The following is a 16,847-nucleotide window of genomic DNA, read 5'->3' on the forward strand; positions in this document are numbered from 1 at the left end:
TACAGCTTTTAAAACTAGAATCAATCAAATTAACGAAAAGTATAAAAACTATCTTGATTAATAATTTGAATTTGAAAAAGTGATGTAAATGGCAAAGCCAAATGTAACTGAAACTCAAATAAAAAAGGCAAAAAGCAAGTCAAAATTGTAACACTAAAAAATACAGTTTATGAAAGAATTATTTTTAAACCTATTTGGATTAATTTTTACTTACGGTGGAATTATGGCTATAAAAAAGAATCTTAATTTAAAAAAAGTTGGCATTAGAACAATTGGGACTGTAATAAGTACCAGAGCTGTAAGCAGAACAAATAACAGCGTTGATGATGTTGGCCCCACAAGGTGGCTCTACAGACCAACCGTGAAATTTACAACCAAAGATAAGCAAACATTAGAAGTGGAATTAGGAGATGCTAATGGAGTTGAAGATACTATTGGTAGTAAAAGAAAAATTATTTATGATCCTCAATTTCCAGACGAAGTAAAGGAGGATAATTTACTAAGTATGGTTATTGCACCTTGGCTATTTTTAGGATGTGGCCTATTTTCTTTTCTTTGGGGAATTTTAGAAATTTTCGAAGTAATAAATGTCATAAAATAACAAGGCACATTTTATAAAAAACATTAGGACAAGTTGCTAGTTCAATTACAAAACGAGCTGATGAAATTAATTTTTGGAGTCCCTATTAAAAAAGAGTACAAATTAAGGCGCTCTTTTTTTTGTTTAAATATTTATAAAAACCCCAATAAAATCAACTTGTGAGCTAATTTGCATGATTATAAAAGTCTGATTTTCAGTTATTAAGACTAGATGCTCGTTTATTATTAAAACAACGAAATGTTAAGAACTTAGTGTCAATTGTGAATAAGTGACCTTTTTTAGTGTCTGTTTTTTTTGAATCTTTGCTTTTCTCGTTTTAACCAAAATTTTACGAATTACTAACTAAGAAAAAGCTATAATAAATGTCCTTCATTGAACCTATTTTACAAGAAAACAAAAATCGATTCGTAATTTTTCCAATTCAACATCAAGATATTTGGGAGTGGTATAAAAAACAAGAAGCGAGTATTTGGACTGCTGAGGAAATTGATTTACACCAAGATGTAATTGACTGGGAGACAAAATTAAGTAATGATGAGCGTTATTTTATAAAGCATATTTTAGCTTTTTTTGCAGCTTCTGATGGAATTGTAAATGAAAATTTAGCAGAAAACTTTGTTAGTGAAGTTCAATATTCAGAAGCAAAATTCTTTTATGGATTTCAAATAATGATGGAAAACATACATTCTGAAGTGTATTCATTATTAATTGATACCTATGTTAAAAATGAAGTTGAGAAAAATGAATTATTTCAAGCTATTGACATTTTTCCAGCCATTAAATTAAAAGCTGATTGGGCTTTAAAATGGATTGAGAGTCCAAGTTTTGCAGAACGGTTAATTGCTTTTGCAGCCGTTGAAGGTATCTTTTTCTCAGGAAGTTTTTGCTCTATATTTTGGATGAAAAAAAGAGGATTGTTACCAGGTTTAACTTTTTCTAACGAATTAATTTCTAGAGACGAAGGTTTACATTGCGATTTTGCCGTGCACTTACACAATAATCATATTGTAAATAAAGTACCAAAAGAAAGAATTACTGAGATTATTGTTGATGCTTTAAATATTGAACGTGTTTTTATAACAGAGTCATTACCCGTTAGTTTAATTGGTATGAATGCTAAATTAATGACACAATATTTAGAATTTGTAACCGATAGATTATTAATGGAATTTGGATGTGACAAAGTTTACAATTCATCAAACCCATTTGATTTTATGGAAATGATTTCATTAGAAGGAAAAACTAACTTCTTTGAAAAACGAGTTTCTGAATATCAAAAAGCAGGTGTAAAAAGTGGTGGAACTGGAGCTGGAGATCTTAGTTTTGATGCTGATTTCTAATTAAGCAATTGCCACTATAAGCAATAGGCTTTACTTAAATTTAAAATAAATAGAACTGATACTTGATACCAAGCGCCAGTTACTAGTAACTAAAAAAATAAAGAATAATATATGTTTGTATTAAAAAGAGATGGAAAAAAAGAACCTGTGATGTTTGATAAAATAACATCAAGAGTTCGAAAAATGTGTTATGGTTTAAATAAGTTAGTAGATCCCGTGAAGGTTGCTATGAGAGTTATTGAAGGTTTGTACGATGGAGTTACAACTTCTGAGCTTGATAATTTAGCGGCTGAAACAGCGGCAACTATGACCGTTCAACATCCTGATTATGCAAAACTAGCAGCACGTATTGCTGTATCAAACTTACATAAAAACACTAAAAAATCTTTTTCTGAAGTTATGACGGATTTATATAATTATGTAAATCCAAGAACTGGGAAAAAAGCACCACTATTATCCAATGAAACTTATAAAGTAATTATAGATAATGCTGAAAAGTTAGATTCAACCATTATTTATAATAGAGATTTTAGTTATGATTATTTTGGTTTTAAAACCTTAGAGCGTTCTTATTTATTGAAATTAAATGGTGAAATTGTAGAACGCCCACAGCACATGTTAATGCGTGTTGCTATTGGAATTCATCAAGAAGATATTGATGAAGCAATTGAGACCTACGAGTTAATGTCTAAAAAAATATTTACACACGCTACACCAACATTATTCAATTCAGGAACACCAAAACCTCAAATGTCATCTTGTTTCTTATTACAAATTCAAGATGATAGTATTGATGGAATTTATGATACACTAAAACAAACGGCTAAAATATCACAATCTGCAGGTGGAATTGGCTTGTCAATCCACAATGTACGTGCAACAGGTTCGTACATTAGAGGTACAAATGGGACTTCAAACGGAATTGTACCAATGTTAAAAGTGTATAATGATACTGCGCGTTATGTAGATCAAGGTGGTGGAAAACGTAAAGGTTCTTTTGCAATTTATATGGAACCTTGGCACGCAGATGTTTTTAATTTTTTAGACTTGCGTAAAAATACTGGAGCTGAAGAAATGCGAGCACGTGATTTATTTTACGCGATGTGGATTCCAGATTTGTTTATGAAACGAGTAGAAGAAAATGGAGATTGGACTTTAATGTGCCCAAATGAATGCCCGCATTTATTTGATTCTTACGGAGATGAATTTGAAAAACTATATATAGGTTATGAAAAAGTTGGAAAAGGAAGAAAAACAATCAAAGCTCGTGAACTTTGGGAAAAAATATTAGAAGCTCAAATTGAAACGGGTAATCCGTATATGCTGTATAAAGATGCAGCAAACAGAAAATCTAATCAAAAGAATTTAGGTACAATTCGTTCTTCAAACTTGTGTACTGAAATTATGGAATATACAGCAAAAGATGAAGTTGCAGTTTGTAATTTAGCATCTATAGCCATTCCAATGTTTGTTGAAGAAGATAAGGATGGTGTAAAATTTTTTAATCACAAAAAGCTATTTAAAGTCACTAAAAAAGTGACAAAAAATTTAGATACTGTAATTGATCGTAATTATTACCCTGTAAAAGAAGCTGAAAATTCAAATGTTCGTCACAGACCAATAGGGCTTGGAATTCAAGGATTGGCAGATACATTTATAATGTTGCGAATGCCTTTTACTAGTGATGAAGCAAAAAAACTAAACCAAGAAATTTTTGAAACCATTTATTTTGCAGCAGTAACTTCATCAATGGAAATTGCAAAATTAAAAGAATCGTATTCAACATTTAAAGGTTCACCCATGTCAAAAGGTGAATTTCAGTTTAATATGTGGGGTGTTTCTGAAGATGACTTAAGTGGAAGATGGGATTGGAAATCTCTACGAAAAGAAGTGATGCAAAATGGTGTGAGAAACTCGTTATTAGTTGCACCAATGCCTACGGCTTCAACATCTCAAATATTAGGTAATAATGAAGCTTTTGAACCATATACTTCAAATATTTATACTCGACGTGTTTTAAGTGGTGAATTTATTGTGGTTAATAAACATTTATTAGAAGATTTGGTTGAATTGAATTTGTGGGATAATGATATGAAAGAAGAAATTATGCGTGCCAACGGTTCAATTCAGCACATTGATGTGATTCCACAAGAATTAAAAGAGCTATATAAAACAGTTTGGGAATTAAGCATGAAAGATATTATTGATATGTCTCGTCAAAGAGGTTATTTTGTAGATCAATCTCAGTCACTTAATTTGTTTATGCAAGATGCAAATTATTCTAAATTAACATCCATGCATTTTTACGCTTGGAAAAGTGGTTTAAAAACCGGAATGTATTATTTACGTACAAAAAGCGCTGTTAATGCAATACAGTTTACAGTTTCAAAAAGTAATAAGGAAGAAATAAAACCTTTATCACCTGAAGAATTAAAAGAAATGTTAATTGCTTCGCAAAACAATCCAGACGATTGTGAAATGTGTGGCTCATAGATAATAATTAAAATTTGTAAATGTTAACATCTTGTTTATAAGATTTTTCAAAAAGAAAACTGATTAACATAATTTTGGTGATATTTGAAATATTAATATTCGTTTGAAAGAACTACTTTTTAATAAGGTTTTAAATGATTAAATAATCAGCCCAATAGCAAGAGTCTCAATTTTTAAATTGAGACTCTTTTTTGTTTTAAAAGAATTTGATTTTTTTAATTTATGTTTTTTCACATAAAAAACATGACATATATTAGCTTTTGGTTATTGTTAACATTAACTTAATATAAACATTGAATTTTGATGGTAATTTTGCAAAATAATTTTATAAATTAAAAATGGGAGATATTTACATTTTAATGCTTGTAGCGCTTGTTGTACTGGCTGTAATTGATTTAGTAGTTGGTGTTAGTAATGACGCTGTAAATTTTTTAAATTCAGCAATAGGTTCAAAAGCAGTTTCAGTTAAATGGATTTTAGTAATTGCAAGTTTAGGAGTTGCAATTGGCGCAATTACTTCAAGTGGAATGATGGAAGTTGCTAGAAAAGGAATTTTTAACCCAAGTGAATTTTATTTTAATGAAATAATGTTCATTTTTATGGCGGTAATGATTACAGATATTTTATTGTTAGACGTCTTTAACTCGTTAGGAATGCCAACTTCTACAACTGTTTCAATTGTATTTGAACTTTTAGGCGCTGCAGTTGCAATGGCTTTAATTAAAATTTCTAATAGTGACACAGAGACAATTTCTAATTTAGGAAAATATATAAATTCAGAAAAGGCTTTACTTATTATTACAGGTATTTTATTGTCAGTTTTTATAGCTTTTACAATAGGTGCTATAGTGCAATTTATATCGCGATTACTGTATTCTTTTCATTTTGAAAAAAGTAAAAATTATGTAAATGCATTATTTGGAGGATTTGCAATTACAGCAATTACTTATTTTATTTTTGTGAAAGGAATGAAAGGAACTCCTTTTTATGATAGTTTTAAACATTTAATAGAAGGGAATACATTTCAAATTATTTTATATGGTTTTGTTGGTTGGACAATATTATCACAATTAGTTATATCAATATTTAAAGCAAATATTTTAAAATTTATAATTATTATAGGAACTTTTTCATTAGCAATGGCTTTTGCAGGTAATGATTTGGTTAACTTTATAGGTGTACCAATTGCAGCTTGGAATTCTTACCAGGAATGGAGTGTTTCTGGAGTTCCTGCTAATGAATTTTCAATGGGTGTATTAGCAGAGAAAGTTCAAACGCAACCTGTCCTATTATTTATAGCTGGTTTAATAATGGTAATTACGCTTTGGTTTTCTAAAAAAGCACAATCAGTTATTGAAACGGGTATCAACTTATCAAGACAAGGTGAAGGTCATGAAAAATTTCAATCTAATGCAGCGTCAAGAACCGTTGTTAGAGGTGCAATAATTTTTAATGAAGTAATTATAAAAGTTTTTCCACCAAAAACACTTCAGTGGATAGATTCTAAATTTCAAAAACCGGTGATAGATTTACCTAAAGATAAATCATACGAACTTCCGGCTTTTGATATGGTTAGAGCCTCAGTAAATTTAGTTGTTGCAGGTATTTTAATTTCTGTTGGTACTTCATTAAAATTACCTTTATCTACAACCTATGTTACATTCATGGTTGCTATGGGTACTTCTTTAGCTGATAGAGCTTGGGGAAGAGAAAGTGCAGTATTTAGAGTTGCAGGAGTGTTTAATGTTATTGGAGGTTGGTTTTTAACTGCATTATCAGCATTTACAGTTGCTGCAGTTTTTGCTTATATTATTTATTTAGGAGAAATAGTTTCAATTGCAATTTTGTTAATTTTAGTGTTGTTTTTGTTAGGAAGAAGTACAGTGAGACACACTAGAAAAGCAAAAGAAAAGAAAGAAAAAAAGTATATTAAAAGAGCTGAATTGATTACAATTAAAGAAGTAATAAAAGAAAGTTCAGATCACATATCAGAAGTTGTAAGACGATCAAATAAATTATTTACAAATGTAGTTGTAGATTTATCTTCTCATGATTTAAATAAACTATCTAAAACAGGGAAACACGTTAAAAAGCTGAACATTGAAATGGATGAACTTAGAGATGAAGTTTTCTATTTTATTAAATCTTTAGATGATACAACATCATCAATAAAAGCGAGTAGATTTTATTTATTAGTACTGGGTTATTTACAAGATGTAACTCAATCTATTGAATTTATTTCAGCAACTAGTTTTAAACACGTTAACAACAATCATAAAAACTTAAAAAAGCCACAGATAGCTGATTTAAAAGTTATTAATGAGATGTTATCGAGCCTTTTTAATGAAATTGAAAATGATTTTAGCAAAAAGGATTTTAATAATTTATCGAAAATGGTTGAAGAAATTCAACAGCTTATTAATCATGTTTCTGATTCTATTGATAAGCAAATTGCTAGAATTAGAACAGAAGAAACAAGCCCAAAAAACACGACGTTATATTTTGGTATTTTGTTAGAAACTAAAGATTTAGTAACAGCTTTAATGAGCTTGTTGCAATTATACCAAGAGTTTCATATACAAGAAGAAGAAACAAAATAATTTTATAATTAAATTTTTTAAAAGCCTTCAATTTTTTTGAAGGCTTTTTTTATTTTAAGAAATAGATGTAAGTTTACTTACAACAAATTAAATTTAATGATTAGAAGAATTTCCTTTTTGCTTTTCTTAATACTGTTGGCAATTATACTGGTATTTAATCCAAATTTTAAAACTATTGTTGCAGGTGTTTCCATTTTACTTTTTGGTATGATTATGTTAGAAGAAGGCTTTAAAGTTTTCACCAAAGGGCCATTACAAATTATTTTAAAAAAAGCAACCAATAAGCTTTATAAAAGTATAACGGTAGGAGCTTTTGTCACAGCTTTAATACAATCTAGCTCATTGGTTTCTGTAATTACAATATCTTTTATTAGTGCAGGGTTAATAACTTTAGCAGAGGGTTTAGGATTAATATTTGGGGCAAATATTGGTACAACAGCAACAGCTTGGTTAGTTGCAGGATTTGGATTAAAAATAAACATTGCCACCTTAGCAATGCCAATGTTGGTTTTTGGTATTATTTTTTCATTTCAGAAAAAAATATATTTAAAAGGAATTGGAAGTGTATTAGCAGGTTTAGGCTTTTTCTTTTTAGGAATACATTATATGAAACAAGGGTTTGATGTGTTTAGTAATTACATAGATTTAACCCAATATTCAGTTTCAGGATTTTTAGGAGTACTTATTTATACAGGTATAGGGATTGTTATTACAACAATACTTCAATCAAGTAGTGCAACGTTAGCTTTAATATTAACAGCTTTGGCTGCAGGTCAAATACATTATGAAAACGCTTTAGCTTTGGCAATAGGCTCAAACATTGGGACTACTATTACGGCAGTTTTAGGTGCTATTAGTTCAAATATTTCAGGGAAAAGGTTGGCAGGAGCACATTTAATTTTTAACGTTTCCATAGGTGTTATAGCAGTTATATTTATATTTCCATTAGCTAATTTTGTAAACTATTTATCTGAAGTAGTAGGAATTAGCTCGTCTGATTTCACACTTAAATTAGCCTTATTTCACACCATATTTAATGTTTTAGGTGTGTTAATAATGATTCCTTTTATAAGCCGTTTGGAAAAGTTCTTATTACGATTTTTTAAAGATGAAAAAGACAAAGGTATTGATGAGTCTAAATATTTAAATGAAGCCATTCTTGCATTTCCAGCAACAGTTATTTCATCATTACTAAACGAAACTAAATATTTATATAAAAACGCAATTTTTGAAATTGTTGCACATGGTTTAAATATTCATAGAGATGATATAAACTCGAATGAAAAAATTAAAAATATTATAAAGAAATCAACAAAAAACTTACAAGTAGATGTTGAAAATTTATATTACAAAAAGGTAAAAACAATTTATGGGGAAATCTTAAAATATGCATCAACAGCTCAAAAACAATTAAGACTTACTGAAAAACAAAACAATAAAATAACCGATATAAAAATTGCCAATCGTAAAATGGTTGAGGCTATTAAAGATGTTAAAGAACTAAATAAAAACCTAAATATAGCATTGGCGTCAGATAACAAATACTTATTAAATGAGTATAACAATTTTAGAAAAAAGGTAATAAAAGTTATTCGCATTATTTACCTATTTAGAACTCAAGAAAACACCAAAAAGTATGCCCAGAAATTAACAGAACTTAAAAAAGAAGCAAAACAAAATAAAAAAATAAACAATAAATCGTTAGATAAATTAATTAGAGATGATTTAATTACTGTTGAAATGGCGTCTTCTTTATTTAACGATTATGCAAATGTGAATGATATGATAAAAAAATTAATTGAAGTTGCTGAACTTTTATATGATGAAAAAGACTCATTATTTGAATAATACAGATTTTAATTTTAAAAAAAGCGCTAAAATTTTAGCGCTTTTTTTTTGTGAAAAATTTATATGTTTTAGTGTTTATAGATAAGAGGGGGTATTCTACTACTAATTAAAAATTAAATTAATCAATTCCTAAACGTTCAAACAATCCTTGAATATCACTTGGGTACTTATTTTTTTGATTTATAGCACCATTTTCATAAGCAGTATTTTTTATGCTTTGTGAATTAGAGTTATTATTTTTTGAATTATTGTTTGGAGTTATTTTCATCTCTATTTCGGTACTTTGTTTTTTATTTTTTCTTTGTGCTTTTTTCATTTGTTGTTAACCAAAAAGTATTGTTGAAATAATTAATTTAATTTAACTATCAATTTTATTTAGGGTTAACAAAGTTTTACCTTGCCAGCATTATAATTGTAAAATTAGATATAAGAGGCTCAAACATCAGAGGTTTATCCATAAAAAAAGTGAGGACAAACCACACTATATTTGTTATAAACTTTTGTAAATTTGTGAAAAACTAACTATTTGTCCCCTCCAAAATTATGAGAAACTATTTTATTATTGATAACGACCCTCATACTATTCAAAGCATTAAAAATGTTTTGGAAGATTATTATGAATTTAATTACATTGGTGCTTCTTGTGATTACAATAATGCAATGAATATTATATTAAAAGAAACTCCAGATTTGGTATTTTTTAATATTGATGCTGTTATTGAGAATCCATTTATGTTAGCTCAGGAATTAAATTTATTTAATGATGATTTCCCTGTTTTTATAGCAATTTCTTCTTCAAAAGACAAAGTATATGAAGTTATAAAAAATGGTTTTTTCGATTTTTTATTAAACCCATTAACTGAACTAGAGATCAGAAAGTCAGTTTTAAAAGTCTTGAAAAAAATTCCTGCACAATCAAGAAAAAATATCTGTTTAAAATCTTATAAAGATTATCAATATTTAAAAACAGATGAAATTCTATTTTTAAAAGCCGATAATAATAACACTGATTTTTATATGAGTGATGGCAATATTATTAGTGCCTTTAAAACACTTAAAACATTTGAAGATATTTTACCTAATAACTTTCATAGAATTCATAAGAGTTATATTATTAATAAAAACTATGTTTCAAGAATTCAATATGGTAAATTCATATGTACTATTAAAAGAAATAACTATGAAGTGCCATTTACCAAAACCTATATTGGTAACATAGAAAGTATGAATAAAGACCTATCTGAATTTTCTTACCAATCCTTAAATTAAATTTCCCTTTCATAAAGTAAGGTTTCACATCTGTACATGACGGTTTTACTAAAGATGGTGTTTTAATTAGGGTTAACTACCTTAATTAAAGTAATTTAGTCAAAAGTTTTAATGCTTATAGCTCATTGGTTTTCTAAAAAAAACGAAACCTTTAGCTTGAGAATTTATAAACCGAAGACAAAATTAATAACATATTTTCAATTTCCTAAAACCCTCAATATTATGAAAGCAATCAAATTTATTTTCGCATTTTCTTTATTTTTTATGGCATGTACTTCATTAACTTCTTGTACTTCTGATACTATTGCTGAAGATGAAGCTCTTTACACACAAGATCTTTTTGCTACAGGTGGAGAAGGAGCTGCTTCTGTAGATAATACAAGGGATTAATAAATTATTTAAAATATAGTTAAAAAATAACTTACTATAAGTTTTTAAAAGCGACTGTTTAATTTTTTAAACAGCCGCTTTTTTTAGTAGCTTTGTTTTCAAACTTCAATTATTGAACACACTATTTAAATACAACCTGTTTTCTGGCATATTATATATATGCATACTATTTACGTTCATTTTTTGTAATAATAAGCGGCCTATTGATGATAAGAAAATAGTTGGAGAAATTGATAGTGTTGACAGTTGGATTCAACAATCAAAAAATAGCAAATTTGATCTAAATGAAAGAACGAATGCTTTACAAAAAGCATTTAATTTTTCAAATGGAGTTTTATCAGATTCTATGAAAATTAATTACTATTCAAAAATTGCTTATGAAGCAGACAATTTAAATAGTGAGCAATTATTTAAAGAAGTAAATTTTAAAGCATTTTCTTTAGCTACAAAACTTAGTGATACCTTTAAAATTGGAGATGCACATTGGAATTATGCTTCATTTTACAATAAAAAAGAAATTATAGATAGTGCATATTATCATTATCATGAAGCTTATAAAAATTTCAAACTAGTAAAACATGAATATTTTACAGCAAAAATGTTGTACAATATGGGTTTTCTTCAAGGTCGTTTAAAAGATTATACAGGCAGCGAGGTTTTAATGTTTGAAGCCCTTACCATTTTTAAAAAATTAAACAAAAATTTAAGTATTTACCATTGTTATAATTATTTAGGGCTGATATATATGGAGTTAGAGGAATTTGACAAAGCGATATATTACCATAATAAAGCGCTCGAGTATCTCAAAAAAGTTGATGATAAAGGGATTTTTAAAGAGTGGAGCTTAAATAATTTAGGGTTGGTATATCAAAATCTTAAAAAATATGAAGAAGCTATTTATAGTTTTGAAAAAGCACTACAAAATAGTAATTTAAAAGAGCGTAATTTAGATTTTTATGCGATATTGATTGATAATGTAGCTTACACTAAATTTTTAGATGGAGATACCACAAATGTTGTTGAAGGATTTAATAAATCATTAAAAATTAGAGATAGCACAAAATATATTACAGGATTAACCATTGTTAAACGACATTTAGCAGAATTTTACGCTACAAAATTAGACACTTTTAAAGCTGTTCAATTTGCAAATGAGGCTTTTGGTTTAGCAGATCAAGTTGACAATAATAGAGATAAGTTAGAATCACTATTACTACTTTCAAAAGTAGATACTAAAAATTCGAGTAAATATTTAGCTAATTATGTTCATTTAAGTGATAGTCTTCAAATTGAAGAACGTAAAATTAGAAATAAATTTACCAGAATTCGTTTTGAAACAGATGAATATATTGATAAAACCGAGGAGCTTTCACAACAAAAAGTATTTATTTCTATTGGAGCCATTATTACATTATTATTTCTTTCGTTGGCATATTTTTTGAGGGTTCAAAGATCTAAAAATAAGGAATTGATATTTGAAAGAGAACAACAAAAATCGAATGAAGAAATTTTCTCATTAATGCTAAAACAGCAATCAAAATTAGAAGAGGGACGTTTAAAAGAGCGACATAGAATTTCAGAAGATTTGCATGATGGGGTTTTAGGGAAAATTTTCGGAACCAGAATAGGGTTAGGTTTTTTAAGCATAAAAGGAGATGAAAATGACACTAAAAAACATCAATTTTTTATCGATGAACTTCAAAATATTGAAAAAGAAATTAGGTCAATTTCACATGAATTAAAAAGTGAGGTTTTATCTTCAAAAGTAGATTTCTTTAAAATAATAGAGAATTTAATAGAACAAAAAAGTACCTTAGGAAACTTTGAATATCATATGATTGCTGATGAAGAAATTTACTGGGATAAAATTAATGATGAAATAAAAATTAATTTTTATAGAATTATACAAGAAGCATTGCAAAACATTATAAAATATGCAAACGCTACCAAAGTGAATCTTAAATTTGAATTAGAAAACAATATTCTTAAATTAATTATTAATGATAACGGAATAGGGTTTAATGCATTAGAAAAAAGAAGGGGAATTGGATTAAAAAATATGCAGTCAAGAACAAATAAATTGAATGGTATTTTTGAAGTTAGTTCTAAAATTAATAGCGGAACCTCTATATTTGTGTCGTGTTCAATACAAAACAAAAACAATGAGTAAAATATATAATGTACTAATAGTTGATGATCATCCAATAATAGCAGACGCTTATAAAAGTGCTTTTGATTTTATTAGTTCAGAAAATAATAAGCTAAAATTTAACATTTCAATTGTTCATAATTCTGATGATGCTATTAATAAAATTACTGAAGCTTCTAAAAAAAATGGTATTGATATTGTCTTTTTGGATATTTCAATACCACCTTCAACTGACGGGAAAATATTATCAGGTGAAGATATAGGAGTTACAATTAGAAAGTTACTTCCTAAATGTAAAATTATTGTAGCTACTACCTTTAATGATAATTATAGAATTCAAGTAATTCTTAAAAATGTGAATCCAGAAGGGTTTTTAATTAAAAACGATGTTAATAAAGACGAGTTAGTAACTTCAATAAAAATGGTTCTAGATAACTCACCTTATTATAGTAAATCTGTATTAGAATTATTTAGAAAACAAGCATCTATAGATTATAGATTGGATAAAATTGATCGACAATTATTATATGAAATGTCAATTGGAACAAAAATGAAAGAGCTTCCTAATATAATTCCATTGTCAATGACTGGTATAGAAAAAAGAAAAAAGAATCTTAAAGTTCTTTTTGATGTTGATGATAATGATGACAGATCATTAGTATTAAAAGCAAAAGAAAAAGGGTTTATATAATTATATAAACCCTTTTTGCTATAAAAAAAGTCTTCGGGGCTGATTTATTTATCCTTATAGCTACTTCAAACTTATAATAAATTCTAATTACAAAAAATTATATTCAATTTATTTCAAAAAAATACGCAATGTTTATGGTTTTGACTTCCTATTGGTATGGGAAAAACGTATTTTCAATATAAATTTTCAAAAATTTTATAATAAATCACAAGGAAGATAATATTAAGAAAAGTTTAACAACTTTAATAATGCAAAAATGACGTACAAAACGACATAATAACTAATATTGCTTAATTTTGACAAAATATAATAAAGGAACAAATTTTTAATATGAAACGAGCCTGTCAAATGTTGATACACAACAGAATGATTAATAGCGAACAGCATATGTTACCGCTAAAAAATAAAATTTAAACATATGAAAAAAATATTTTTACTTCTATCCCTATTAATTTTTAGTATATCAACTTTTTCTCAAATTCACGATCCTGTAAAATGGTCAACTTCGGTAGAAAACATATCAGATTCAGAATACGATTTAATAATACAAGCAACAATTGATAGTGGTTGGCATTTATATTCTCAAAAAGTTCCAGATAATGGGCCAATAGCTACAACTTTTGTTTTTGAAAAAAACGAGAATTATGAACTAGTTGGGAATACTTCTGAAGAAAAAGGACACACAACATTTGATTCAGTTTTTGAAATGAAAATTAAATATTTCGAAAATAAAGCCGTTTTTAAACAAAGAATTAAAACACTTTCTAAAAATGCTTCAGTTATTATTGGTGAAGTTGAATTTATGGTTTGTGATGATACTAGTTGTTTGCCTCCAACATTTATAGATTTAAATTTTCAAATTTCAGATGCAAAATCTGCAGCTATAGATTTTGATAAAAAACCAGCGGAAGAAACCACTAAAGTAATTGAGTCAAAAAAGAAAGATAAATCTTCTAATAAAAGCTTATTAACCATATTTATTATTGCATTTTTCTCGGGTTTTGCGGCATTATTAACACCTTGTGTGTTTCCTATGATTCCAATGACTGTGAGTTTTTTTACAAAACAAAGTAAAAGTAAAGCTGCAGGAATTAGAAACGCTATTATTTATGGTATTTCAATAGTTATAATTTATGTAGTGTTAGGAATATTGGTGAGTGCCATTTTTGGTGCTGACGCTTTAAATGCACTATCCACAAATGTGTGGTTCAATATTATCTTCTTTTTATTATTAGTAATTTTTGCAATCTCATTTTTAGGTGCTTTTGAAATTGTTTTACCAAGCTCTTGGGGAACTAAAGTAGATCAGCAAGCAGATAGAGGAGGGATTATTGGAATCTTTTTCATGGCCTTGGCCTTGGCAATTGTTTCATTTTCTTGTACAGGGCCAATTGTTGGCACATTGTTAGTCGAAGCTGCTGCTGGAGGAAATCAAATAGGACCAATTGTTGGAATGTTAGGATTTTCATTAGCGTTAGCAATTCCATTTGCATTATTTGCAGCATTTCCAGGTTGGTTAAATTCATTGCCAAAATCGGGTGGTTGGTTAAATACAGTAAAAGTTGTTTTAGGATTTTTAGAATTAGCATTAGCGTTTAAATTTTTATCGAACGCAGATTTAGTGTTACAATTACATTGGTTAGAACGTGAAGTATTTTTAGCAATTTGGATTGCAATTTTTGGAGCATTGGCATTGTATCTTTTTGGAAAAATTCAATTACCACATGATTCTCCATTAACACATATTTCAGTAGGAAGATTGATATTAGGGTTAATTACATTGTCATTTACAATTTATATGATTCCTGGTTTGTGGGGAGCACCATTAAATTTAATTAGCGCTTTTCCTCCAGCTCAACATTATGCAGAATCACCATATGGTGTAGGTTTTACTAAAACTGGAGGAGAAATATCTTCAGACAATAATCATTCTGAAATACCCGATGGAGCTCATATAATGGCACCTCATAATATTTTAGCCTTTAACGATTATGATAAAGGATTGGCATATGCTAAAAAAGTGAATAAACCTGTAATGTTAGATTTTACTGGACACGCTTGTGTGAATTGCAGAAAAATGGAGCAAAATGTATGGGCAAAAGATAAAATATTACCAATTCTTAAAAATGATGTCGTTTTAATTTCTTTATACGTTGATGATAAAAGAAAACTTTCAGAAGATGAAATAACGGATTCTAAACTTCGTCCAGGGAAAAAATTAAAGTATATAGGGCAAAAATGGAGTGAATTTCAAACCTTAAAATATGGTGCAAATGCACAACCATTTTATGTGCTAATGAATCATAATGAGGAAAATTTAAATGAACCTGCAGCTTATATGCCTGATGTAGACGAATACTATACTTGGTTAAAAATGGGAATAACAAATTTTAAAAACTAAAAAATAATAATAATCAAATGAAAAAAATAATTTATCTATTAAGTATTGTCCTTTTAATAGTGTCATGTAAAGATGAACCAAAAGATTATGTTACTTTATCAGGGAGTATAACTGATAAAAATTCCGATTCATTAATTGTAACTTCAAAAACATATCATAAAAAAATTGATGTAAATTCTGATGGTACTTTTTCAGATACTTTAAAAATTGAAACGGGAATATATAAATTAAATTACGGGATAAGGGGAATCACTATATATTTAGAAAATGGATATGATTTAAAAATGATTTTAGATGTAAAAGATAGAACCAAAACTATTACTTATACAGGTGTTGGAGCTGAAGTAAATAATTATTTGTCGGAAAAAGCAATTATCGAAAAGGGAATAATTAGGAATTTAGATATTCTTAACCTCGAAAAAGAAGGATTTGATCAAAAAATAAAAGAATTAGATGAAACCTATAATACGTTACTTGATAAAATAAAAAATGCTGATTCAACTTTTGTTAAAAATGAAAGGTTAGATGTTGAGCGACAAAAAAGGAAAATTATAAGAAAATTTAAAGAAAAGCAGGAGTTAGATGTTGTTCTGAAAAGTGGCAATGTGTCACCATTATTTATTGATTATGAAAACAATAACGGAAAGAGAACTTCTTTAAAAGATTTTAAAGGGAAGTATGTTTATATTAGTCTTTGGAGGGCTAGAAGATTTTATTCTTTCAAAAATGAGTTACCGCATATACAAACATTACAAAAAGAGTTCAGTAATAAAAATGTTGCCTTTGTATTTATTTCTCTTGATCGAGAAAAAGAATATAATACTTGGAAACAAGTGATTATTGATAATAAATTGGGAGGGACTCAATTATATGCTAAAGAAGATCGGAGTTTTACAAAAGCTTATGGAGTAATAGAAACACCTAGATTTATATTAATTGACCCAAAAGGAAATATAGTTGAAGCAGAAGCACCAAAACCTTCATCAAATGAGTTGAAAGTATTATTTGATAAGCTAAAACTATAAGCTAATATTTATAAACCAGTTGAAAATGAGTTTTTTGTCA

The 16,847-nt window shown here is 28.0% G+C and carries 12 protein-coding genes; 11 read left to right on the forward strand and 1 reads right to left on the reverse strand.

What is annotated here, in order from left to right:
* Positions 1-169 precede the first annotated feature (169 nt).
* The 5 genes from Q0352_RS12855 to Q0352_RS12875 all read left to right on the forward strand — a co-directional run bounded on the left by Q0352_RS12855 (position 170) and on the right by Q0352_RS12875 (position 8,882).
* A complete protein-coding gene (locus tag Q0352_RS12855; protein ID WP_299528079.1) occupies positions 170-601 on the forward strand; it encodes a DUF3592 domain-containing protein in 432 nt (143 codons plus the stop codon).
* A 362-nt stretch (positions 602-963) separates the two neighbouring features.
* A complete protein-coding gene (locus Q0352_RS12860; protein WP_299528081.1) occupies positions 964-1,941 on the forward strand; it encodes a ribonucleotide-diphosphate reductase subunit beta in 978 nt (325 codons plus the stop codon).
* A gap of 111 nt (positions 1,942-2,052) precedes the next feature.
* On the forward strand, positions 2,053-4,434 hold the full coding sequence (locus tag Q0352_RS12865; RefSeq protein ID WP_299528083.1) for a ribonucleoside-diphosphate reductase subunit alpha: 2,382 nt from the start codon (positions 2,053-2,055) through the stop codon (positions 4,432-4,434).
* A gap of 338 nt (positions 4,435-4,772) precedes the next feature.
* Positions 4,773-7,034, forward strand: a complete 2,262-nt coding sequence (locus Q0352_RS12870; protein WP_299528084.1) for an inorganic phosphate transporter — start codon at positions 4,773-4,775, stop codon at positions 7,032-7,034.
* Positions 7,035-7,130: 96 nt separating this feature from the next.
* Positions 7,131-8,882 carry a Na/Pi symporter gene (locus tag Q0352_RS12875; RefSeq protein WP_299528085.1) on the forward strand — a complete coding sequence of 584 codons (1,752 nt, stop codon included), beginning with the start codon at positions 7,131-7,133 and terminating at the stop codon, positions 8,880-8,882.
* Between the two features lie 118 nt (positions 8,883-9,000).
* Here the strand turns inward: Q0352_RS12875 and Q0352_RS12880 are convergent, their stop codons facing one another.
* Complete coding sequence (locus tag Q0352_RS12880; RefSeq protein ID WP_299528086.1) at positions 9,001-9,198, reverse strand: hypothetical protein; 198 nt, start codon at positions 9,196-9,198, stop codon at positions 9,001-9,003.
* 227 nt (positions 9,199-9,425) lie between these two features.
* Between Q0352_RS12880 and Q0352_RS12885 the strand changes: the two genes are divergently transcribed.
* The 6 genes from Q0352_RS12885 to Q0352_RS12910 all read left to right on the forward strand — a co-directional run bounded on the left by Q0352_RS12885 (position 9,426) and on the right by Q0352_RS12910 (position 16,807).
* A complete protein-coding gene (locus Q0352_RS12885) occupies positions 9,426-10,151 on the forward strand; it encodes a LytTR family transcriptional regulator DNA-binding domain-containing protein (RefSeq protein ID WP_299528088.1) in 726 nt (241 codons plus the stop codon).
* 222 nt (positions 10,152-10,373) lie between these two features.
* A complete protein-coding gene (locus tag Q0352_RS12890; protein ID WP_299528090.1) occupies positions 10,374-10,541 on the forward strand; it encodes a hypothetical protein in 168 nt (55 codons plus the stop codon).
* A 112-nt stretch (positions 10,542-10,653) separates the two neighbouring features.
* Positions 10,654-12,711: a tetratricopeptide repeat-containing sensor histidine kinase gene (locus Q0352_RS12895; protein WP_299528092.1), complete on the forward strand. Its 2,058-nt coding sequence runs from the start codon at positions 10,654-10,656 to the stop codon at positions 12,709-12,711.
* Positions 12,704-13,381 carry a response regulator gene (locus Q0352_RS12900; protein ID WP_299528094.1) on the forward strand — a complete coding sequence of 226 codons (678 nt, stop codon included), beginning with the start codon at positions 12,704-12,706 and terminating at the stop codon, positions 13,379-13,381. The genes Q0352_RS12895 and Q0352_RS12900 overlap by 8 nt, the downstream gene beginning before the upstream one ends.
* Positions 13,382-13,799: 418 nt before the next feature.
* Positions 13,800-15,782, forward strand: coding sequence for an LptF/LptG family permease (locus Q0352_RS12905; RefSeq protein WP_299528096.1), 1,983 nt, complete (start codon positions 13,800-13,802; stop codon positions 15,780-15,782).
* A gap of 17 nt (positions 15,783-15,799) precedes the next feature.
* Entirely contained in the window at positions 15,800-16,807 is a 1,008-nt protein-coding gene (locus Q0352_RS12910; RefSeq protein WP_299528098.1) for a redoxin domain-containing protein, read from the forward strand.
* The last annotated feature ends 40 nt before the right edge of the window (positions 16,808-16,847 follow it).

Source organism: uncultured Lutibacter sp. (genome assembly GCF_937891065.1).
Classification (GTDB): Bacteria; Bacteroidota; Bacteroidia; order Flavobacteriales; family Flavobacteriaceae; genus Lutibacter.